Origin of the sequence: Paenibacillus durus ATCC 35681, assembly GCF_000993825.1 — a bacterium.
Taxonomy (GTDB): Bacteria; Bacillota; Bacilli; order Paenibacillales; family Paenibacillaceae; genus Paenibacillus_AQ; species Paenibacillus_AQ durus_B.
In genome coordinates, this window is record NZ_CP011114.1 from 264,636 (window position 1) to 287,146 (window position 22,511).

At 52.5% G+C, this 22,511-nt stretch carries 21 protein-coding genes; 18 read left to right on the plus strand and 3 right to left on the minus strand.

Features of this window, described 5'->3' with window-relative positions; translation table 11 throughout:
- Nucleotides 1-24 precede the first annotated feature (24 nt).
- The 9 genes from VK70_RS01215 to VK70_RS01260 are packed head-to-tail and all read left to right on the plus strand — an operon-like array spanning nucleotide 25 to nucleotide 9,795.
- A complete protein-coding gene (locus tag VK70_RS01215) occupies nucleotides 25-1,869 on the plus strand; it encodes a polysaccharide biosynthesis protein (protein WP_025694699.1) in 1,845 nt (614 codons plus the stop codon).
- A 24-nt stretch (nucleotides 1,870-1,893) separates the two neighbouring features.
- Nucleotides 1,894-3,063: a glycosyltransferase family 4 protein gene (locus tag VK70_RS01220; RefSeq protein WP_046722675.1), complete on the plus strand. Its 1,170-nt coding sequence runs from the start codon at nucleotides 1,894-1,896 to the stop codon at nucleotides 3,061-3,063.
- Nucleotides 3,026-4,213, plus strand: coding sequence for a glycosyltransferase family 2 protein (locus tag VK70_RS26215; protein WP_081754854.1), 1,188 nt, complete (start codon nucleotides 3,026-3,028; stop codon nucleotides 4,211-4,213). Before VK70_RS01220 ends, VK70_RS26215 begins: the two co-directional genes overlap by 38 nt.
- A complete protein-coding gene (locus VK70_RS01235) occupies nucleotides 4,170-5,228 on the plus strand; it encodes a glycosyltransferase family 1 protein (protein ID WP_233277750.1) in 1,059 nt (352 codons plus the stop codon). The genes VK70_RS26215 and VK70_RS01235 overlap by 44 nt, the downstream gene beginning before the upstream one ends.
- Before the next feature lie 5 nt (nucleotides 5,229-5,233).
- Nucleotides 5,234-6,181 carry a glycosyltransferase family A protein gene (locus VK70_RS01240; protein ID WP_025695705.1) on the plus strand — a complete coding sequence of 316 codons (948 nt, stop codon included), beginning with the start codon at nucleotides 5,234-5,236 and terminating at the stop codon, nucleotides 6,179-6,181.
- Nucleotides 6,178-7,251: an EpsG family protein gene (locus VK70_RS01245; RefSeq protein WP_025695706.1), complete on the plus strand. Its 1,074-nt coding sequence runs from the start codon at nucleotides 6,178-6,180 to the stop codon at nucleotides 7,249-7,251. Before VK70_RS01240 ends, VK70_RS01245 begins: the two co-directional genes overlap by 4 nt.
- Before the next feature lie 12 nt (nucleotides 7,252-7,263).
- A complete protein-coding gene (locus VK70_RS01250; RefSeq protein ID WP_025695707.1) occupies nucleotides 7,264-7,998 on the plus strand; it encodes a glycosyltransferase family 32 protein in 735 nt (244 codons plus the stop codon).
- Nucleotides 7,999-8,011: 13 nt separating this feature from the next.
- On the plus strand, nucleotides 8,012-8,626 hold the full coding sequence (locus VK70_RS01255; RefSeq protein ID WP_025695708.1) for a sugar transferase: 615 nt from the start codon (nucleotides 8,012-8,014) through the stop codon (nucleotides 8,624-8,626).
- A gap of 5 nt (nucleotides 8,627-8,631) precedes the next feature.
- Complete coding sequence (locus VK70_RS01260; protein WP_025695709.1) at nucleotides 8,632-9,795, plus strand: aminotransferase class I/II-fold pyridoxal phosphate-dependent enzyme; 1,164 nt, start codon at nucleotides 8,632-8,634, stop codon at nucleotides 9,793-9,795.
- 211 nt (nucleotides 9,796-10,006) lie between these two features.
- Here the strand turns inward: VK70_RS01260 and VK70_RS27660 are convergent, their stop codons facing one another.
- Together VK70_RS27660 and VK70_RS01270 are read right to left on the minus strand one after the other, a co-directional pair.
- Nucleotides 10,007-10,273, minus strand: a complete 267-nt coding sequence (locus VK70_RS27660; protein WP_144415162.1) for a hypothetical protein — start codon at nucleotides 10,271-10,273, stop codon at nucleotides 10,007-10,009.
- Nucleotides 10,274-10,457: 184 nt separating this feature from the next.
- Nucleotides 10,458-11,114 carry an acetyltransferase gene (locus VK70_RS01270; RefSeq protein ID WP_046722677.1) on the minus strand — a complete coding sequence of 219 codons (657 nt, stop codon included), beginning with the start codon at nucleotides 11,112-11,114 and terminating at the stop codon, nucleotides 10,458-10,460.
- A gap of 184 nt (nucleotides 11,115-11,298) precedes the next feature.
- Here VK70_RS01270 and VK70_RS01275 point away from each other — a divergent pair, with 184 nt between their 5' ends.
- From VK70_RS01275 to galE, 9 genes are read left to right on the plus strand one after another with little or no spacing between them, the layout of a single operon-like run.
- On the plus strand, nucleotides 11,299-12,483 hold the full coding sequence (locus tag VK70_RS01275; RefSeq protein WP_025696176.1) for a nucleotidyltransferase domain-containing protein: 1,185 nt from the start codon (nucleotides 11,299-11,301) through the stop codon (nucleotides 12,481-12,483).
- Nucleotides 12,480-13,709, plus strand: coding sequence for a glycosyltransferase (locus VK70_RS01280; protein WP_025696178.1), 1,230 nt, complete (start codon nucleotides 12,480-12,482; stop codon nucleotides 13,707-13,709). The genes VK70_RS01275 and VK70_RS01280 overlap by 4 nt, the downstream gene beginning before the upstream one ends.
- A complete protein-coding gene (locus VK70_RS01285) occupies nucleotides 13,699-14,730 on the plus strand; it encodes a glycosyltransferase (RefSeq protein ID WP_025696180.1) in 1,032 nt (343 codons plus the stop codon). Before VK70_RS01280 ends, VK70_RS01285 begins: the two co-directional genes overlap by 11 nt.
- An 18-nt stretch (nucleotides 14,731-14,748) precedes the next feature.
- Nucleotides 14,749-15,906: a polysaccharide pyruvyl transferase family protein gene (locus VK70_RS01290; protein ID WP_025696182.1), complete on the plus strand. Its 1,158-nt coding sequence runs from the start codon at nucleotides 14,749-14,751 to the stop codon at nucleotides 15,904-15,906.
- A gap of 8 nt (nucleotides 15,907-15,914) precedes the next feature.
- On the plus strand, nucleotides 15,915-17,108 hold the full coding sequence (locus VK70_RS01295; RefSeq protein ID WP_025696184.1) for a glycosyltransferase: 1,194 nt from the start codon (nucleotides 15,915-15,917) through the stop codon (nucleotides 17,106-17,108).
- 13 nt (nucleotides 17,109-17,121) lie between these two features.
- The gene (locus tag VK70_RS01300) at nucleotides 17,122-18,315 is read left to right on the plus strand and encodes a glycosyltransferase (RefSeq protein ID WP_025696185.1); all 1,194 of its coding nucleotides are present in this window, start codon (nucleotides 17,122-17,124) and stop codon (nucleotides 18,313-18,315) included.
- A gap of 18 nt (nucleotides 18,316-18,333) precedes the next feature.
- On the plus strand, nucleotides 18,334-19,509 hold the full coding sequence (locus VK70_RS01305) for a glycoside hydrolase family 88 protein (RefSeq protein WP_025696187.1): 1,176 nt from the start codon (nucleotides 18,334-18,336) through the stop codon (nucleotides 19,507-19,509).
- A 13-nt stretch (nucleotides 19,510-19,522) separates the two neighbouring features.
- The gene (locus VK70_RS01310) at nucleotides 19,523-21,073 is read left to right on the plus strand and encodes a lipopolysaccharide biosynthesis protein (RefSeq protein WP_025696189.1); all 1,551 of its coding nucleotides are present in this window, start codon (nucleotides 19,523-19,525) and stop codon (nucleotides 21,071-21,073) included.
- A gap of 1 nt (nucleotide 21,074) precedes the next feature.
- On the plus strand, nucleotides 21,075-22,109 hold the full coding sequence (galE, locus tag VK70_RS01315; RefSeq protein WP_025696191.1) for a UDP-glucose 4-epimerase GalE: 1,035 nt from the start codon (nucleotides 21,075-21,077) through the stop codon (nucleotides 22,107-22,109).
- 58 nt (nucleotides 22,110-22,167) lie between these two features.
- Here the strand turns inward: galE and VK70_RS01320 are convergent, their stop codons facing one another.
- The gene (locus tag VK70_RS01320) at nucleotides 22,168-22,497 is read right to left on the minus strand and encodes a helix-turn-helix domain-containing protein (RefSeq protein ID WP_025696193.1); all 330 of its coding nucleotides are present in this window, start codon (nucleotides 22,495-22,497) and stop codon (nucleotides 22,168-22,170) included.
- Nucleotides 22,498-22,511 lie beyond the last annotated feature (14 nt).

Consider the following 22,511-nt stretch of genomic DNA (forward strand, 5'->3'; position numbering starts at 1 on the left):
CGTTTTGGGAGGGAGTGGACGACGTTGTTTCGTAAGCATCGGCTAACTATTTTGATGTTGTTGGATTCGTTTATTGTGTTGACGGCTATTTTCGCGGGAAGCTTCCTGGTGAACGCCTCTTTTAATGTATTTACACATCCGGTGGTTATCAGTTCGGTTGCATTGCTCCTGAGTCATCATCTCTTTGCTTTTGTGTACCATTTGTACAAGAAAGCCTGGGAATATGCCAGCGTTGAAGAAATTATCCTCATCAGCAAAGTGGTGACATTCTCCATGGTTGCCGCGGCTACCGTTCAATACGTCTTCTCGGGCAACGTTCAATACCGTCTGCTGCTGGTGACATGGCTGCTGCATATGCTGCTGATCGGCGGGTCGCGTTTTTGCTGGCGGATCATCAGAGCCGCCCATGACAAGCAAGAGACGCAGAGCGAGCCGGATAACGCCAAGCGGACGCTGATCATCGGTGCGGGCGCGGCCGGAACGATGGTGGCAAGACAGCTCATGTCCGGTTCGAACAAAGCGCTGAAGCCGGTCGCTTTCATTGATGACAATTTGAATAAGCTTGGCCTCGATATCATGGGGATTCCCGTTGTCGGCGGAACAACAGATATTGTAGAGCTGGCTGAACGGTATCAAATTGAACATATTGTCATCGCGATTCCTTCGCTTTCCAAGAACCAGCTAAAAACCATTTATGACGAATGCACCAATACCTCCGCCAAAACACAGACCATTCCCATGCTGGAGGATATAGCGAGCGGCAAAGTCTCCGTCAGCCAAATCAGGGATATTCAGGTCGAGGATCTCCTGGGCAGGGAAGCGGTTCAGCTGGATATTGACCGAATTTCCGATTATGTCACGGGAAAGGTTGTCCTCGTCACAGGAGCAGGCGGCTCCATCGGTTCGGAGGTATGCAGGCAAATCTCCAGATTCCGGCCGAAAAAGCTGGTGCTGCTCGGCCACGGAGAGAACAGCATCTATACGATTGAAATCGAGCTGAAAGCGAAATTCCGCGATTCCGGCATCCAGTTCTATACCGAAATCGCGGATTTGCAGGATGAAAGCAAGATCATCAGCTTAATGGAGCTGCACTGTCCGGACGTGGTCTATCACGCCGCAGCTCACAAGCATGTGCCGCTTATGCAGCGTAATCCCGAGGAAGCGGTCAAGAATAACATCATCGGCACGATGAATGTCGCGCAGGCCGCCAGCGTGGCGGGAGTCGGCACGTTTGTCATGATCTCAACGGACAAGGCGGTCAATCCGACCAGTGTGATGGGATCAACCAAACGGATTGCCGAGATGATTATTCAGCACCATGACCGGTTCAGCTCGACCAAATTTGTCGCTGTTCGATTCGGCAATGTGCTCGGCAGCCGCGGCAGCGTCATCCCGCTGTTCCGGAAGCAGATTGAGCAGGGCGGACCGGTAACCGTCACGCACCCGGATATGGTCCGGTATTTCATGACGATTCCCGAGGCGTCGCGATTGGTCATTCAGGCAGGCGCTCTGGCGCGCGGAGGAGAAATCTTCGTGCTGGATATGGGCGAGCCGGTCAAGATTGTGGATTTGGCCAAAAATCTGATCCGCATGTCGGGCTACTCCACCGAGGAAATCGGCATTGAGTTCACCGGCATGAGACCGGGAGAGAAGCTGTATGAAGAGCTACTGCGGGATACGGAAGTTCATGAAGTGCAGGTTTATCCCAAAATCTATGTCGGCAAATCATACGAGGTTAACTTTGAATCCATTAATCATCTGCTCAAGGTCTACGATTCGCTGTCCATCGAAGAACTGAGAACGATGCTGCTGGATATTGCCAACAACCGCTTTGAAATGGCTCCGCTTAAGAAAGCGACAGTCGTCTAGACGCCATGGAAAGGAAGACGGCTTATGTCCCGAAAAGTGTTGTTTTGCGCAACGGTAGATTACCATTTCAGCGCCTTTCATTTACCAGTGCTCGAATGGTTCAAGCAGCGCGGCTGGGAGGTTCATATCGCGGCCAGGGGCGGGCTTGACCTTCCTTACGTAGACAAGAAATTTAATATCCCGATTGAGCGGTCGCCGCTTCGCCGGGGTAACTTGGAAGCTTATCGTCAGCTAAGGGAAATTATGCGGCAGAATGACTACGGGATTATTCATGCCCATACCCCGATGGGCGGCGTTCTGGCCCGATTGGCAGCAGCCAATTCCCGTAACAAGGGAACTCGGGTAATCTATACCGCCCATGGCTTTCATTTCTGCAAAGGGTCGCCGCTGACGAACTGGCTGCTGTATTACCCGATCGAGAAGGGTCTTTCGCGGCTGACGGACTGTCTGATCACGATTAACGACGAAGATTATCGCTTGGCCGCCCGGCGGAGGTTCAAAGCGCGGCAAATTGAGCATGTGCATGGCGTGGGGGTCAACACGGACAGATTCAAGCCGGTGACACAGGTGGAGAAGGCCAGGCTAAGGCAGGATTCTCCCTATGGGCCGGAGGATTTCCTGATGTTCTATGCCGCGGAATTCAACGGAAATAAAAATCATCAGCTGCTCATTCGCGCCCTGGCCCGGGTTCAAGATCAAGAACCCAGAATCAAGCTTCTGCTCGCGGGAGAAGGCCCGCTGCAGGAACAATGCCGCAAGCTGGCATTGGAGCTCGGGATTGCGGACAAAGTGGACTTTCTCGGCTACCGGAAAGACATTGACCGGCTGCTGCCCATGTGCGATGCGGCGGTTTCGGCAAGTCTAAGGGAGGGACTGCCGGTCAATATTATGGAAGCGATGGCCTGCGGCCTTCCCGTTATCGCAACAAGCAACAGGGGTCATGCGGAGCTCGTGAAGCACGGAGAGAACGGATATATCGTTGAACCGGGTCAGGAGGAGCCGTTCGCCGAGCATATGCTTCGCCTGTGCCGATCCATGGAGTTACGGAGCAGGCTCGGCAAGAGAAGCCTGGAGCTTACCGAAGCTTATAAATTGCCATCGGTCGTAGAGGAGCTTGCGTCAATTTACTCAAAGCATATGGGAGAGGAGGAGGGATATGAAGCCGGAAATCAGCGTTATCATGCCCATATATAATATGGAAGCTTATTTGCCGAGATGTCTGGATAGTCTGCTCAGCCAAAGCTTCGGCGATCTGGAGATTATCGCGGTTAACGACGGTTCGACGGACGGCAGTCTCCCCATTCTTGAGCAATATGCCGGAAGAGACGACCGCATAGTTCTCATCAACCGGAGCAACGGCGGCGTATCTTCCGCCCGCAATGAAGGCATCAGGCACGCAGCGGGAAGGTACATCGCCTTTGTCGATCCGGATGATTGGGCCGACCGGGAGATGCTCATGGCGATGCGCCAAACGGCGGAGGACGAGGATGCGGATATTGTCATGTGCACGTATGTGCGCGAGTTCGGTACGCACGCGAAAGAGAAAATATTCCGGCTGCCGGATGTGAAGGTATACCGGGGTGAAGAGGTTCAGGAGCATATTACGAGACGGCTGTTTGGTCCGCTGAGAGAGGAACTGGCGCAGCCTGATTATTTGGACGCCTGGGGACCCGTGTGGGGCAAGCTGTACCGGGCGGATCTGATTCACAGAGCGGCCGCCTCTTTTATCGATCTGGAAATTATCGGAACCAATGAGGACTCACTTTTTAACATCCAGGTATGTCACTATGCATCCTCCTTCGTCTTTCTAAATCGCCCGTTCTATCATTACTGGAAATCCAACACTTCGTCCATTACCTCCCGCTATAACCCTTTGTTGGAGAGTAAATTCAGCAAGCTGTACGGTTATATGAACTCTTTTATTGCAGAGCATGAACTGCCGGCAGAATATACTCAGGCGCTCCGCAACCGGGTGTGCATCAATATACTGGGACTCGGTCTCAACATTATAAGTGAAGATTACAAGGCATCGCCATTTGCCAAAATCAAGGATATTCACTTACTTGTCTCCAAGTGGGAAGTGGTCTCGGCGTTTGCCGGATTTGAGCTGAGGTACTGCACCAAAGCCTGGAGAATCTTTTTCCTGCTGGGAAAATGGAGAGTGGCTACGGGGATCTATCTGATGTTGAAGGTAATCAACCAATTGCGAATCAAGAATACGAGAGGTGTGGACAATGGAACCCGTTCGAATTCTTCAGGTCGTCACCATGATGAATCGGGGCGGACTGGAGACTATGCTCATGAACTACTACCGTCAGATGGACCGAGGCAAAATTCAGTTTGACTTTATGGTTCACCGGCTGGAGAGAGGCCACTATGATGACGAAATCGAATCGCTTGGCGGGGTCATCTACCGCATGCCGCCGATCAGACCGGGAAATTACAGGCTGTACTTTAAAAAATTGGCGGAGTTCTTTGGCACACACTCGGAATACCGCGTCGTTCATTCCCACATCAATGAGAACAGCAGCTTTGTTCTGCGGGCGGCGAAGCAGGCCGGAATTCCGTGCCGGATCGCACACAGCCATTTAAGCGACCTGAAACTGGATTTAAAGTTTCCTTTCCGCGTATACGCGAAAGCGGTCATGAAGGATAATCCAACCCGGTATTTTGCCTGCTCGAAGAACGCGGGACGCTGGCTGTTCGGCAAAAGGATTGAGAAGACAGATGATTTGATTGTCATGAATAACGCCATCAACCTTCGGGAGTTCGCATTAGACCTTTCTGTGCGCGAACAGGTGAGAGACGAGCTTCAGGCGGGCGAGCGTCTGGTGATCGGCCATGTCGGCCGGTTTAACGAGCAGAAGAACCACACGTTTCTGATTGACATCTTTCAGAGCATCTACCGGAGAAATCCCAATGTGCTTCTGGTTCTGGTTGGGGCGGGACATCTGGAGCTGGCGGTCCGGCGTAAAGTCGAAAAGCTGGGGTTAAGCGGCAATGTCGCCTTCCTGGGCGTACGTTCGGATATTTCCAGGCTGATGCAGAGCATGGATCTGTTCCTGTTCCCTTCCCTGTACGAAGGGCTTCCTGTCGTTCTCGTCGAAGCGCAGGCCGCAGGACTGAGATGCATCGCCTCTAGCGCAATTACCAGGGAGGCGGATTTAACGGGCAGGGTGCGGTTTATCGGTCTGCAGGACTCCCCAGACTATTGGGCGCTGGCGGTGCTGGATTCCTCCTATGAGCATGCGGATACAGCGGAGCAGCTGCGCGAAAGCGGATATGACTCCGCGCAGACCGCCGCGTGGCTGGCCTCCTTCTACCATTCGGCGTGGCGGCCAATTCTTAACCCGAGGTGATTACAATGGTTCCTTCGCTTACGGTCTTTACTCCGACTTACAATAGAGCGCATACCCTCCATCTATGCTATGAGAGCCTGCTTAGGCAGTCCTGCAAGGATTTTGTCTGGCTGATTATCGACGACGGCTCCACGGACCGGACCAGAGAACTGGTAGAGGGCTGGATAAGCGAAGGCAGAATAGCCATCCGTTATCACTATCAGGACAATCTGGGCATGCACGGCGGGCATAATGCGGCCTATGAACGGATTGATACGGAGCTTAACGTCTGCATCGATTCGGATGATTATTTGGCCGATGATGCGGTGGATAAAATTCTCACCTTCTGGAAGAAGTATGGAAGCGAGCAGTATGCCGGTATCGTGGGCCTGGACGCTTCGCCGGACGGGGAAATTATCGGAACGGACATGCCGGAGGGGCTGAAAGCGTCGACGCTTAGCGGCCTGTACGCCAAGTGGAAGGTCAAGGGCGACAAGAAGCTGGTGTACCGTACCGCCATGACTAGCAGCGTTCCGCCTTACCCGATTTTTCCGGGCGAGAAATACGTTCCGCTCTCCTATAAATATCTGCTGATCGATCAGCAACTCCCGCTGCTGATCATGAACGAGGTGCTCTGCCATGTGGAATACAGAGCCGACGGCTCAAGCCTGAACATGATGAATCAGTATCGCAAAAACCCGCAGGGCTTCGCTTTTTTTCGGAAAGTGGCGATGGTTTATGCGCCTTCGTTCAAGGAAAGGCTTCGCGAAGCGGTCCATTACGTGTCCAGCAGCTTGATCATGGGGAACCGGAAATTTATTGCGGAGTCCCCGCGAAAGGGAATGACTGTGCTGGCGCTTCCGCTGGGAAGCTTGCTGTACCTGTACATTCGGCGGACGCAGCGCGCAGCGCCGATTTCCGCGACAGAAACGCCGAGCAGGATCAGGCCGGTTCAGGAGAGTGACTCCCAATGACCGTATTATGGATACTCCTGGCTTTTGCCTATCTGTTCTCGCTTTCGGCCAGGTACTTCTCCACGCCGGACGTATCTCTTCCTGCAACCGTCAGACCTAATCGTGTCCTGTTCCTAGCTACGGCCGTCCTGTTCTGTCTTGTTGCCGGGCTCCGGAAGAATATTGGCGATACGGAGATGTATATCCATTCATATCTCACAGATGATTTCACTTGGCAGTATGTGTGGACCAACGACGACATCGGCTTTAATATTTTTCAAAAATTTTTGAAGATGTACACGAACGATCCGCAGTACATGATCTTGATTACGGCGTTTATCACCAACATGCTCATTATTATGATGCTGCATAAATACGCGCGGCTGTTCGAGCTGGGCGTGTATATCTACATTACTTCCGGCGCGTTTATCGTCTCCATGAACGGAATCCGGCAGTATTTGGCGACTTCGATCGTATTCGCCGCGACAAAATATTTGTTTGAAGGCAACTGGAAGAGGTATATCCCGGTGGTCCTGTTCGCTTCTTTGTTCCATCAAAGCGCGCTGATTCTGATTCCGATCTTTTTCATCGTTAGGAGAAAAGCTTGGACGGCCTCGACCCTGATGCTGCTCGGCTTCGCGGTCCTGATCGTCTTCGGCTACAGTCAATTCTCGCAAGTTTTGTTCTCGGCGATCAAGGATACGCAGTATGGCGTGTACCAGACCTTGTCGGAGGGCGGCGCCAATGTTGTGCGGGTGGCCTTTTTCGGATTGCCGCTGGTCATTGCTTATCTTGGCAGGAAGAAGCTGAGCGCGCAGTTCCCTGACATTGATATTATTGTCAACATGTCGCTGATCGGATTTGTACTGATGCTGGTCGCTACCCAGAACTGGATTTTTGCCAGACTGGCGATCTATTTTACCCTTTATCAGATTTTGCTTACGGCATGGATGGTGAAGGCGTTCCGCAGAAAGGATCAGAAGCTGGTGTATCTGGTTGTCCTGATCGTGTACCTTATCTATTTCTTCTATGAAAATGTGATCACACTCGGCATTGATTATAGAAGCAACATTATCACCTGGTTCAACTAAGGAGGCGGACGGATGAATTCTTCGACGAAGATCCCCAAGGTTGTCCATTACTGCTGGTTCGGCCGCGGCGAGAAGCCGGGAAAGCTTCAAAAATGCATCAAGAGCTGGCACAAGCATTTGCCCGGCTTTCAATTCGTGGAATGGAACGAGGATAACTTCGACGTAACGGTTAACCGGTATGTGAAGGAAGCCTATGAACACCGGAAATATGCGTTTGTCAGCGACTATGCCCGGCTGCACGCTTTATATACCCGAGGCGGAATCTATATGGACACGGATGTTGAAGTGATCAGGCCGCTGGACCGCTTTCTGGAGCTGGAGGCTTTCTCGGGGTTTGAGGATGGGCATTTTCTGCAATCGGGCACGATGGGGGCGGTCGCCGGACACCCCTGGATCAAGGAGCTGCTGGATTATTACGAGGGCCGGAGCTTTCTCCTGCCGGACGGCTCGCCGGATACGACGACCAACACGGCTGTGATCAGCGAAATTTGCATACGGCACGGTCTGGAGCTTAACGGAAAGTATCAGGTGACGGAGAACGGAGTAACCTTCTATCCCCGGACTTACTTTAGTCCGTACGATTACATTAATGGCGGAAGCTACCTGAGCGAGGAGAGCTATACGATTCATCATTTTGCGCAGTCCTGGCTTCCGCTTCACGTCCGGATAAGGAGCGGCGTAAAGCGGACGGTCAGCCGGGTAGTCGGTCCGGAGAATATTGCAAGAATGAGGAAGATATTCTCATAGGGGTGAGATTCGTATGAAAAGAGCATTTGATCTGGCGGTATCGCTGGCGTTGTTGATTGTGCTGTCGCCCGTTATCGCGGGAACGGCATTGCTGGTGCGGTTAAAGCTCGGTTCGCCGATTCTGTTCAAGCAGACGCGGCCCGGATTCCATGGCAAACCATTTCATGTCTATAAATTCAGGACGATGACGGATGAGAGGGACGCCTCGGGCGAGCTTCTGTCCGATCATATCCGCCTGACATCATTCGGGAAATTTCTTCGCAAATACAGCTTGGATGAACTTCCCCAGCTGTGGAATGTGGTTAACGGCGATATTAGTCTGGTCGGTCCAAGGCCCCTGCTCATGAGCTATTTGCAGCTGTACACGGAGGAGCAGGCCCGCCGTCATCTGGTCAAGCCGGGAATTACCGGATGGGCGCAGGTGAACGGACGAAACGCGATTTCCTGGGAAGAGAAATTTAAGCTCGATACGTGGTATGTCGATCATTACAGCTTCGCTCTGGATCTGAAGATTTTGGGCATGACGCTGCTTAAAGTCGTCAGATCGGAAGGCATCAGCAGCGGAAACCACGTCACTATGCCTGTATTTCAGGGAGGCGTGAACAAAGAAGAAGGAAGTGGAGGTTGATAAGGATGGCAAATGAACGGATCTTTCTGTCCCCGCCTCATATGAGCGGACGGGAGCAGCTATATATTAATGAAGCGTTTGATACGAACTGGATTGCGCCGCTCGGCCCCAATGTCGATGCCTTCGAACAGGAGATTGCCGAATATACGGGCGCGGGCGGAGCGGTTGCCCTGAGTTCGGGCACAGCTGCCATCCATATTGCGCTCTGTCTGCTTGGTGCCGGGCCCGGGGATCGGGTATTTTGCTCAAGCTTTACTTTTGTAGCGAGCGCCAATCCCGTGTGTTATGCCGGAGCCGAGCCGGTATTCATCGATTCCGAGCCGCAGACCTGGAATATGTCGCCCGAAGCGCTGGAGCGGGCGCTTGAAGAGGCGGACCGGGAGGGCCGTTTGCCCAAGGCGGTTATCGTCGTTCATTTGTACGGGCAGAACGCCAAGATGAAGGAAATCATGTCTTTATGCGGCCGCTATGATGTGCCGGTTATTGAGGACGCCGCAGAATCATTAGGCTCCACCTATGAAGGCAAGGCGAGCGGCACCCTTGGCAAGTTCGGCATTTACTCGTTCAACGGCAACAAGATCATTACGACCTCCGGCGGCGGCATGCTTGTATCCGATGATGAAGAGGCGCTGAACAAGGCGCGCTTCCTGGCGACCCAGGCGAGAGATCCAGCGCCGCATTACCAGCACAGCGTTGTGGGCTATAATTACAGGCTCAGCAATGTGCTTGCGGGCGTGGGCCGTGCCCAGCTTCAGGTACTGGATGAGCGGGTTGAGGCCAGAAGAACGGTATTCGAGAACTACCGGGAGGCTTTCGGGGGCTTGAAGGGCGTCGAGTTCATGCCGGAATTGCCGGGTACGCGTTCGAACCGTTGGCTGACTGCGCTTACGATTGACGAAGAGGATACCGGAGTCAAGATAAGCGATCTGTTAAAGGCGCTGGCCCAAGATAATATTGAAGCAAGACCCTTGTGGAAGCCGCTTCATCTTCAGCCGATCTTCGAGCGTGCGCTCTTCTATCCGCATAGCGAGACGCTCTGCGTATCCGAGCGGCTGTTCCGATCCGGCATCTGCCTTCCGTCAGGCTCCAGCATGACACTGGAGCAGCAGCAGCGGGTGATTGACTGCATTCAGCGCTCGCTGGGGAAGGTTGCGAACCCTGCCCGTTAGGCGCCCGGATTTCCGGACGGTCCCTGCTGTTCGCGAATCCGTAACTTTGCGTAATCGGGAACTTGCGAAAATGGGAACTTGAGATTTTGGAAACGGACTGAATCATTAGCGGGCAGAATCCGTAACTTGCTGAATCGGGAACAGGCATGGATTACCACCGTGACCGGAGGAACGGGCAAACATGTGGTTTGATACGAGCTGCAGCGAGGCGCTACGAACCAAACGAACCCAACGAACCAAACGAATCCAATAAACCAAACGAACCAAACGAATCCAATAAACCAAACGAACCCAATAAACCAAACGAACCAAACGAACCAAAAGAACCCAATAAACCAAACGAACCCTGCAAAAACCTGAAATTGTACATCTTTTGTCGGACTTGTAGCTTTTCGCTGGATGGGATGCCTGAAAAAATACAGTTATTTCCTGTCCAACTCTCCAATCCAGCTAGAAAAGCCTGAAATTCCTGCGCCATAACAGGTTTTTCCCGCTAACTCCCGTTTTTGCTCGAAAAAACCTGCACTTTCGACGTTTTCCAGCAGGAGACCTGAACTAATCCGTAACCAACGGGATCCTTGCGGTGCGACCGCCAACGGGATCCTTGCGGTGCGACCGCCAATGGGATCCTTGCGGTGCGGCTGCACCGCGCATCCCCTCCATTACAGATACCGTTCGCCCGCTGCGCGCGATCTTGCGATGACGGCGGGCGTCCCATAAGCTACGGCGTAGCCGCCAATATCGGATAGAACGGTGGCCCCCGCCCCAATAACGGTATGCTCTCCCACGCTAACGGAGTGGATAACATTCGCTCCCAGGGAGATAACGCTGTATTCGCCGACCGTCACATTCCCGCCTGTCGTCGCGCCCGGAGCCAATGTGACATAATCCCCGATCCGGCTGTCGTGATCGACCGAAGCCTTCGGATACAGCACGCAGTGCTCGCCGATTACGGTATCGCTGTTAACGATGGCCCCCGCCATCACGGCTGTGCCTTGACCGAGCTCCGCTCCCCTGGCGATCCAGGCGCCCGGATGGACAGCCGTCACGAAGGGGAAGCCCGGGTAGAGGGCGGCGATGCGGGCGGCGACAAGAGCCCGGGTCCAATTATCCCCAATGGCGACGATGCCCCCATGAATGTTCTCCCGATGATCGGCGATATAGTGTTCGTTTCCAAGAACCCGATACCCGTAAACCTCGGAGCCTGCGGCTTTGTAGCTGTCGAGCAGCCCGGAGATCCGGTATCGTCCTTCCCGTTCAATGGCGTCGATGACCGCTTTGGCATGTCCCCCTGCGCCGAACACGACGATGTTTTTCAAGCAAAATCCCCCCTTTCTTTGTTTCAATATAGCATATCCCTGCCGGTTCGGGATCAATTTATTGTTTTTGCGCTCTGACAATTGACAACTTTCTGCCAAGAATGTTACGCTTTGTTTGTGTTCGTTAAATAGAACGAATCTGACTTTCTTGTTCGCTATGTTCTCGGAGGTAAGGAGATATCCCATGAGAAATCCATTTGCTCTGAAGACGGAAGTCCTATCAACCGAAATGCAGCTTCTTCTGGCGCTTCTTGGCGCGGAGAAGGTGGAGGATTTGCCTGTCCGCCGTCCGGAGCTGTTCCGTGGGATGGACTGGGAAGCGTTTATCGAGCTGGCTGTGCATCACCGCGTGTACCCTAATCTTTATCCCAAGCTGAAAAATCTGAGGGAGGACGCGGTGCCGGCCGAAGTAATCAGCTGTCTTTATAATTTCTACAGCCGGAATACGTTTCAGATGCTTCATTTGAGCGGTGAAATGGAGTTTATTGGAGGGGAGCTGGACCGAAAGAATATCCGCGCGCTTTTTCTGAAAGGTCCGGTCATTGCCAAGGATCTCTATGGCGATATATCCCTGCGAACCTCCTGTGACCTGGATCTGCTGATCCCGCTTACCGAACTGGATGCGGCGGAGTCCTTGCTGGCCGGTCTCGGCTATGTGAAAGACGATTATATCCATACCGTTCTGAACGATTGGAAGTGGAGGCATCACCATACAACCTTTACCCATCCGAAAAAAGGAATCAAAGTGGAGCTTCACTGGAGACTTAATCCCGCTCCTTCTAGAGAGCCTGACTTTGAAGAACTGTGGAGCCGCAGGCGGATTAGCGATCTGACCCGGCAGCCGATCGCTTATTTGGGGCAGGAGGACTTGTTCCTGTTTCTCGTCTCCCACGGGGCGCGGCACGGATGGTCGAGGCTGCGGTGGCTGCTGGATATCAAACAGCTATTGCTTCAACAGCCGGATGCCGGGAAATTGACCGCTCTGCTCCGCAAATATCATTACTACCATGCCGGCGGGCAGGCGTTGACGCTGGCCGGCGGACTGCTGGACGCCGAGATCTCCGCCGGGCTTCGCAGCATGGAGCGCGCCCCGAAATCGCGGGCAATGGCGCAGCAGGCGATGTTCTACTTGGAACGGATGATCAATCTGCATTCCATCCCCGTTCCTGAGGACGTTGCCTCTTATCACAAGCGGCATCAATTTGCGCTGCTTGCGCCGATTCAGAAGTTTAAGTTTATCCTGAGCTTTCTTTTTCCCTATCCGGAGGATGCGGAAACGCTGCCTCTGCCGAAAAATTTGCATTTTCTATATTTTCCGCTGCGGCCTTTTTTGTGGGCCTGGAGAAAAACGGTAGGTGTGCAGAGATGAAAAAACTGCTGATCGCTTCATATGATATGGAAGTTGGCGGAGTAGAGCGCAGTCTGGCGGGCATGCTTAACCATTTTGACTACCCATCCTATGCCGTTGACCTCATGCTGTACCGCCACACCGGAGAATTTATGGAACTGCTGCCGTCCGCAGCGAGGCTTCTTCCCGAGCAGCCGCCCTATGCGACGTTCCGCAAGTCTATATATGAAGTCTTCCGCAGCGGACATTTCATGATCGGGCTGGGACGGCTCTTATCCAGACTGCATGCTTCAGCGGTAGGGAAGAGGAAAGGATTTAAGGAATTAGGGTACTTCCAAATGCAGTTGATGTGGAAATACACCCTTCCTTTTCTTCCCCGTCTGGACCCGGAATATGATGCCGCCATCAGCTATTTGTGGCCGCATGATTTTGTCGCTGACAAGGTGTCGGCAAGAACGAAGATCGCCTGGATTCATACGGATTACTCCACGGTTGAGACGAATGTGGACATGGATTTGAAGACGTGGGACAAGTTCGACCGCATTGTGGCGGTATCTGAAGCCTGCAAAGAGTCTTTTTTAGCAAAATATGGGAGTCTTAAAAATAAGGTGATCGTCATCGAGAATATGACCTCGCCGGAATTTATCCGATCCATGGCCGTAAAAGAATCCGCCGGCGATATGGCGCGGGACCCGCGCTTCAAGCTTGTTACGGTGGCGAGATTGTCGCATGCCAAAGGAATTGACAACGCGGTCAGAGCGCTCAAGCTGCTGAAAGACCGGGGATATGACGATATCGCCTGGTATGTGGTCGGTTACGGTGGAGACGAGGATTTAATCCGGAAACTGATCGCCGAGTCCGGGCTTGAGGACCAATTTATTCTTCTGGGCAAGCAGATCAATCCTTATCCGTATATCCACTGCGCAGACCTGTACGTTCAGCCCTCGCGTTATGAGGGGAAGGCGGTTACGGTTACGGAAGCCAAGATTCTCGGGAAGCCGGTGCTGATTACCGATTACACAACGTCCCGCAGTCAGGTGACGGACGGAATTGACGGCAGGATCACAGCCTTGTCGGTGGAGGGAATCGCGGATGGCATAGAGGAACTTTACCTCCGTCCCGATGTGCGTGAGAAGCTGGCGGATCACTGCCGGAAAGCCGATTATGGCAATAGCAGTGAACTGGAGAAGCTATACCGCTGTATGGACGAGAGTGATGCGAAGGAGGGTGTTCTTAGTGCGGTATAATGTCAGCGTTATTATTCCGGTATTTAACGCGGAGCCTTATCTTGCCGAGTGCATCCGGTCCCTTCAAGCCCAGACACTTACGGATTGCGAGTTCATTTTTGTCAACGACGGCTCTCTAGATGGCAGCCGGGTGATCATCGAAGCCGCGATGAAGGATGATCCCCGTATCCGGCTGATCAACCAGGAGAACCAGGGGGTGAGCATGGCGCGAAACCGGGGGCTGGTGATCGCTACGGGGGAATATGTCGGCTTCGTTGACGCTGATGATTACATCGAAAGCGATATGTACAGCACGTTGTACGGCCTGGCGGCGCTTGAGCGCTGCGATGCCGTGGTCTCGAATCTGGAGAGCGAGATCGACGGGCGGCCGGTCGTCACCCGATATCCTTTTGCCCAAGGAAGGCTGCTGGACAGGGAATTTATCCAAGCGGAAATCCTGCCCCGTTTTTTGAAGGCCGATGATCTGAATACGTCGGTCAATAAGATATACAAGCGGAGCGTCATTTCGGAGCATTCCATCAAGTTTCCGGAAAAGGTGGCTTTGGGCGAGGACGCGCTGTTCAATATTCATTTTTTTGCCCGGGCCGCTTCTATGAGATATATCGATTACACGGGTTACCACTACAGAGAGGTGCAGGGGAGCGCCACTAGGAATATTATGGAAAAAGATTACTTCGGCCAGGCACTCCGGATTTATCAGACGGAACCGCCGGAAATCTATAGAGAGCTCCTGTCCGAGCCTCTTATTAAGCGTTTGAAAGCCATTCGTTTTATCAAGACGGCCATGGCCTGCATCTACATTTATTTGAAGCCTTCCAAGACGGTAACCTTCCGGCAAAGGTATCGCTACATAAGCCAATTAATCAACAACCCTCACGTAAGGGAGGCGCTGCCCGTATATTGCGAAGCGGAATTCGGACAACTGGGCAGGTTCGAGAAGGCGACCATAATGATGATCCGTACCAGATTGACACTGGGCCTCGTAGGCATAGCCGCTTACAGCAGGCTGAGAAACGCCTAATATTAGGAGTGATGAGTCATGAAAATTATGATGTTTGCGCATGGCGGCAGCTTAAATCGGGGATGCGAGGCGATTGTCCGCTCCTCCGCTCAAATGATCAAGGAGAACATCAGCGGAGCAAGGGTGTTCCTGGCATCCGAGCAGCCGCATACCGACCGGGCCATTCCGGACCTGGACGGAATTTACGACGGCTCCAAATCGGAGATCGTGAGGCCGTCCCTGCAGTGGATGATGTCCGCGGTCCGTTTCAAGCTGCTTAAGGATGAGTCCTATGCCACCGGGATCATTGAACAGAACACGATCAGCCGGATCAAGGACGTCGATGTGTGTATGTCCATTGGGGGCGATAATTACTGCTACGGCGAGCAGCCGGGCTGGTATGAGATCGACCGCAGAGTCAAGCGGCAGGGCAAGAAGCTGGTGCTGTGGGGCTGTTCGATTGGGGAAGAAGACATGACCGACAGAAAGCTTGCCGATCTTAAGTTGTTCGACTTGATTCTGGCCCGCGAAAGCCTGACATACAATATGCTGCAAGAGCAGGGCCTGCGAAATGTCCGGCTATGCGCCGATCCGGCCTTTACGATGGCTAAGGAGGAGCTTCCGCTTCCTGACGGCTGGCAGCCCGGAAATACAATAGGCGTTAACTTTAGCCCGCTCGTCAGCAGCCGCAACAAGCAGTCGGGCTCGGCGGTGCGCGAATTGCTGTCGCATATTTTGCGGACGACGGATATGACGATTGCGCTGACCCCGCATGTGATGGTGGACGGCAACAACGACTATGAGCTTTTACGGTTATTCCATGAGGAATTTAAAGACACCGGCAGAGTCATCCTGCTTCCCGATCATCTCACGGCGGTTCAATATAAAGGCTATATTGCGCGGATGAGATTCTTCATCGGGGCCAGGACCCATGCAACCATTGCGGCATACTCCAATTTTGTTCCCACGATGGTGCTTGGTTACAGCGTCAAGTCCAAGGGGATTGCGAAAGATCTGTTCGGCGAGGAGAAGCTGGTGCTCGGTATTAAGGAAATTTCCAGCGGCGGCAATCTGATTGCTAAATTTAGTGAAATGCTGGTAGAAGAAGAAGAGATTAAGGCGGCGCTGAGGCAATCCGTACCCCGGATTCAGCAAATGTCCTATAAAGCGGTCGACTACTTGAAAGAGCTCGCCTAGAGGTGAACATGACAAAAAAACTTCTATTTGTTATACCGAGTCTGACTTCCGGCGGCGGTGAACGGAGTCTGATCAATCTGCTGAGCCAAATCGACTATAACGCGTATGAGGTTGACCTTTTCTTGTTGAATCATGAAGGACTGTTTATGGAGTTTATTCCGCCGGAAGTGAATGTGCTGCCCGTCCCCAAGCATTACAAACGCTTTGTCCTGCCTCTGCCCAAGGCTGTGCTGAAGCTGCTGTTGGCTGGACATTTTACACTGGTGTATCACCGCCTCATGTTTAGCCTGAAGAACCGGGGCGCAGGCAATGACTCCGTGAAAGAGCAGTACAGCTGGAAGCACCTGTCGTGTTTTTTCCATATTCTACCTAAGAAGTATGATACGGCGATCGGGTTCCTTGAGAAGACTTCGATCTATTTCTGTGTCGAGAAGGCCAAGGCCAAGAGCAAAATCGGCTGGATTCATATTGACTACGATAAGCTCGGGATGGACCCCGTCTTTGACGAACGTTATTTCGAGCAGCTGCAGCATCTGGTCACGGTATCGGAAGAATGCGCCAACATATTGGTCAAAAGATTTCCGGAGCAGGACCACAAGGTCAATGTGATTCATAATATTGTGTCCCCGGTGCTGATCAAGCAGCTCGCCATGCAAAATCCGCCCGATGATTTCAGCAGCAATGAGGATGGAATTAACATTCTATCCATCGGCCGGCTGCATCCGCAAAAAGCCTTCGAGTTGGCTATTGAAGCCTGCAAAGAGCTGGTCGATAAAGGCTACAACGTCCGTTGGAGCATTATCGGCGATGGAGAGGAACGGCAAAAGCTGACCCAGATGATCCGCCATTACGGGCTTCAGGATCATTTCAGGCTGCTGGGACTCCGCTCCAACCCGTATCCCTATATCCAAAGGGCCGATTTGTATGTCCAAACCTCCCGGTTCGAGGGCAAATCCATCGCGATCGATGAGGCGAAAATATTGAAAAAACCAATCGTGGTCACCAACTTCAGCACCGCCAGAGACCAAATCCGCCACGGCTTCGACGGGCTGATCGTGGACATGAATCCGTCCGCCATCGCGGCGGGAATCGAGCAGCTTATCGCGGATCGGGGGCTTCGAGCCCGGCTGTCGGATAATCTGGGGCAGCTTGAGCTTGGGACCGAGGATGAAATTTATAAGTTCTATAATTTACTCGCATAGAAGGGTGAGTGCCATGAGCGGGAAAAAGAAGCTGCTGTTCGTCATGAATAGTCTCGTCTGCGGAGGCGCGGAGAAGTCGCTCATTTCATTGCTTCAATCCATCGATTATTCCCGCTGCGATGTGGACCTGCTGCTGTTCAAGCACGAGGGCCTCTTTATGAATAAGATCCCGGATCAAGTCCGCCTTCTGGATGCTCCACCCAGGTATAAATATTTTGATATGTCCATCAAAAAAGCGCTGAAGAATTGCCTTGCCGAAGGCAAGCCGGGTCTGGCTATAGCGCGGGTTAGAGCGGGATTTCTGTTCAAAAAGGAGAGCCATCCGGCCAGGCGGGAACAGCTGCTGTGGAAATACAGCTCGAAGTCGCTGCCGCAGCTATCCACGGAATACGATGCCGCCATCGGATATATGGAGAATTCGCCTATTCGCTATGTGGTGGATAAAGTGGTGAAAGCTCGTAAGAAGATCGGGTTCATTCATAATGACTACGATAAGCTGGGCATGAACCCGGACCTCGATGACAAGTATTTCAGCCAATTAGACTGCATCGCAACCGTATCCGAAGAATGCGTGCAAATTCTGAAAGACCGGTTTCCCGCCTATAAGGAGAAAATCGCGCTGATGCATAATATCGTGTCTCCCTCCGCCATTATCGATATGTCTTCCGATGAAAGCCCGATTCAGAAGCAAGCACAAATAACGCTCGTCTCTGTCGGCAGGCTGAATTATCAAAAAGGCTTCAACCTGGCTGTGGAGGCCTGCGATTTGCTTGTCCGTGAAGGGTATGACATCCGTTGGTACATCGTCGGCGAGGGCGAGGAAAGAGGGAGTCTTGAGCGTCTGATCCGGGAAAAGGGTCTGCAGGATATTTTAATCCTTACGGGACTCCGGGAGAATCCGTATCCTTATATCAAGCAGTGCGACATCTATGTGCAGACCTCATTGTTCGAAGGCCGCTGCTTGACGATAACGGAAGCCAAAATCCTGCATAAGCCGATTGTCTCGACTGATTTTGAAGTCATCTACGATCAATTGACGGATGGATATAACGGGCTCATCGTGGGCAGGGACGCCCATTCCATATACGCCGGCGTCAAGAAGCTGATCGATGATGAAGGATTGAGGGAGCGGTTCATCGGCAATCTGGAGCATGAAGAGATGGGAACAGAGGACGAAGTCCATAAATTGTACCAGTGGATAAGCTAGTTTTAAGGGGTGAGAGCTATATTTGGTCTAACGTTTGGTCTCATAGTCATCGTAATCGTACTGATCATAGCGCTTATTGATGCGGCGCCTGTCTTTGGAGACTGGTTCGGGAGGATTCACATCGGCAGATACGGCGACAGGCATGTCTGGGCGAAAGCCGTTACGGAAATCGGCGCGAAATGGCTGACAAGAACGCCCAAAATTAAGCTTACCGACAATACCCGGTTGATCGTGCTGGATATGCTGAGAGGCAACTATACGAGACCGGCCATTCAGCATTGGCAAGAGGCTTCCCTGCTGCTCGGCTTTCACAGCTATTTAAGCAATAACACCGATCCGAAGGCGGAAGCAGCGGTGAACGCCCTGATCTCTTCCAAATTTGACAGCGCCGGCCAGTGGAATCACCCGCCGCAGCAGGTGGATGGCGCCATCTTGGCTTACGGGGTGATGAAGCATTCCGCAGGGCGGCCGGAGGCGTATAAAGCCGCGATGGATCAAATGTGGGAGCTGATCCGGGAGCATATCGGCGAAGATGGGACGGTGCAGTACCGCAAATCGATGAAGGATTACCGTTACGTGGATACGATCGGCTTTATTTGCCCCTTCCTGGTGGTATACGGATTGCGATACGGAAAGCCGGAATGTATCGAGCTGGCCGTAAGACAAATTCTCGAGTATGAGCGGTTCGGAATGCTGCAAGGAACATCAATACCGTGCCATGCGTACAGCACTGGGACGAAGTATCCGCTTGGCCTGTACGGCTGGGGAAGAGGGCTCGGATGGTATGCCATCGGCCTTATTGACGCTTGGCGGGAGCTCCCGGACAGCCATGAATACAAGAAGCCGCTGGAGGAAGCCGTCGTGCGGTTTGCCCGCTCCGCTCTAGCGGTGCAGGGGGAGCAGGGGCAGTGGAACTGGACGGTAACGAGACCTGAATCGAGAGCCGATTCCTCGGCGACCGCGATGCTGGCCTGGTTTATGCTGAACGCGGCACAGATCGAAGAAATATCACGGGAATGTGCGGCCGCCGCTGATTCAGCGATTCTCTATTTAATGAAGGCAACGAGAAGGAACGGCGCCGTTGATTTTTCTCAGGGAGATACCAAGGACATCGGCGTTTACTCCGTCCTGTTCAATATTCTGCCGTTCACGCAGGGCTTTTGCATCCGCTTGGCCAACTCGAAGGATCAATAGGCAGGGGATATACATGAGAGTAAAAAACTCCATCATTAATATAACGGCGGGCATCGGCAATCAACTGGTGATCACCCTGCTTAGCTTTGTCTCTAGAACCGTCTTCATTAACCGGCTGGGCATCGAGTATTTAGGCGTCAACGGCTTGTTCACGAACATTCTCTCGATGCTGACGCTCGCCGAGGCGGGAATCGGGACGAGTATTATGTACAGTCTGTATAAGCCGGTGGCGGAGAATGATTATGAGAAGATCGGCCGGTTAATGCGGCTGTACCGCAGAGCCTATCTGGTCATCGCGCTTGTAGTCACATTGCTCGGACTGTCGGTCATGCCTTTTCTGAACGTGATCGTCAAGGATCATAGCGTGGAGCATCTGCATTTGATTTACCTGATCTTTTTGCTCAATACGGTAACGCCCTATCTTTTCTCCTATAAAAATTCATTCCTAAGCGTTAATCAGAAGAACTACATCGTAACTGTGGCCTTCTCGGTGACTTCCATTATCTCCACCTGCCTGAAGATCGGCATCCTGTATTATACGTCGAACTACATCCTTTTTCTGATTGTGGACAGCGTGCTGACGATAACGACCTCCATCCTGTTAACAGTCGTCGCGAACCGGAAATACCCTTATCTGAAGCAAAAAGTGATAGGCAGGCTGGATGCCGGAACGAGGAATGGAATCGTCAAAAATGTAAAAGCGATTATCATCCAGAATATCGGCAGCTACCTGGTGCTCGAAACGGAAAGCATCCTGATCTCCACCTTTGTCAGCCTCAAGGCCGTCGGCTTGTATTCCAACTATAAAATGCTGATCGATATCGCCAGAACGTTCATCAATCAGGTGTTCATTAATCTGTATCACAGCGTTGGCAATCTCGTGTCGAGCGAAAGTACGGAAAAAGTGTACAGCGTATATAAAGTCATGCTGCTGCTCAGCTTTTGGCTGTACTCGCTGCTAGCGATACTGTTATATATCGTGCTCGCGCCGTTCATCACGCTGTGGATCGGAGAAAAGTTCCTGATGAGCAGCGGGGTTCTTGCCATTCTGCTGCTTCTGTTCTATGAGCGCGGGATGCGCAATCCGATCACGACGGTGAAGACCACAGCGGGTATTTTTCAAGCAGACCGGTATGTTCCGCTGGCTCAGGCGGCGGTCGGCTTGGGCATTTCCGTTATTTTAGTGCGGCAGACCGGGATTGCGGGAGTCTTCATCGGCTCCTTGGCCGGCGCTCTGGCTATGCCTTTTTGGACAACACCCTATTTAGTGTATAAAAAGGTATTCCATCGACCCATATCGGAGCACTACCGACTTTATGCATACTTCACTATAATAGGGGTGGGCGCTTTTTTTGCGGCATATTCAGCGAGTGGTCTGATCCGTGCGAATAGCTTTCCGCTTCTCATCGTTAAAGGCGCGGTCGCGTTCATCGTTGTCAATCTCATCTATGTGCTGCTCTTTCACCGCAGAGCTGAATTTGCCTACCTGCAAGGAATCGCCAAGACACTGCTTGGAAAGGTCACTGTAAGGTTCGGCCCATTAAAAAAGACGGAGGTTGATTAGGATGGCTATTCTTATCACCGGAGGCGCCGGTTACATTGGCAGCCATACCGCGGTGGAACTGCTGGAAGCGGGATATGAAGTTGTAATTGTCGATAATTTTGCCAACAGCCATCCCGAGGCGATCAAGCGGATCGGCGAAATTACGGGCAAGCCCTTTGCCTTCTATGAGCTTGATCTGCTTGATCGGGAGGCGCTGGACGATGTGTTCGCCAGACATGCTGTCGAAGCCGTCATTCATTTTGCGGGGCTTAAGGCTGTGGGCGAGTCGGTGCAGATTCCGCTAAAATATTACCACACCAACATTATGAGCACCTTGAGCTTATGCGAGATCATGCAGAAGCATGGGGTATTCCGCATCGTGTTCAGCTCTTCGGCCACCGTATACGGCGCTCCGGAGTCCGTACCGATTACGGAAGAATTCCCTACCGGCGCCACCAATCCGTACGGACGCACGAAGGAAATGATTGAACATATTTTACGGGATATCGCCGTATCCGATTCCCGCTGGGGCATTTCGATCCTGCGCTACTTTAACCCGATCGGGGCGCATAAGAGCGGGCGGATCGGCGAAGACCCGAACGGCATTCCGAATAATCTGCTGCCCTATATCTCCCAGGTAGCTGTCGGCAAGCTGGCCAAGCTCAGCATATTCGGCAATGACTACCCGACGGCTGACGGAACAGGCGTAAGAGATTATATTCATGTCGTGGATCTGGCGCAGGGCCATCTGAAGGCGCTGGAGAGGATAACGGGCCGTACAGGCGTGGACGTATATAATCTTGGGACGGGCCGGGGGCTGAGTGTACTGGAGATCGTGAAGGCGTTCGAGAAGGTGTCGGGCCAAGCGATTCCTTACCAGATCGTGGAACGAAGAGCGGGCGATATCGCCGTCTGCTACGCCGATACGTTCAAGGCGAATGAAGAACTGGGCTGGAAGGCCGCCCGGGGAATCGAAGAAATGTGCGAGGATACGTGGCGTTGGCAGTCCGCTAATCCCAGAGGCTATGCAGAGAGTGAACTGGAACCATTAAAGTGATCGATTGAGCCGTCTCGGAGGCAAAATGCTGAAGAGATGGCTTTTCTTTTTCATCAGACTAGCGCCGTTCCAGCTTCCACTTGCTGAATTCCAGGAACTCGCGAAACTCTCTTTTGCTGATACCGGAGTTCATCGCTTCCTTGACGAGCTCGCTCCATTCCATATCGGCCGGTTCGGCGTCTTCCTTCTGCTTGTCCGACTGTAGGAATTCCTCTACGGTTATGCCCAAAACCAAACCTACTTTTTCCAGAAACTGAATGGACGGATTCCGCTGAATCCCGCGCTCGATTGAACTCAAATAGGATTTGGCTACTCCCGCTCTCTCGGATAATTCAGTAAGGGAGTAATTTTTATTCTTGCGAAGCTGTTGTATCTTTTTGCCGATCATGGCGGACCTCCATT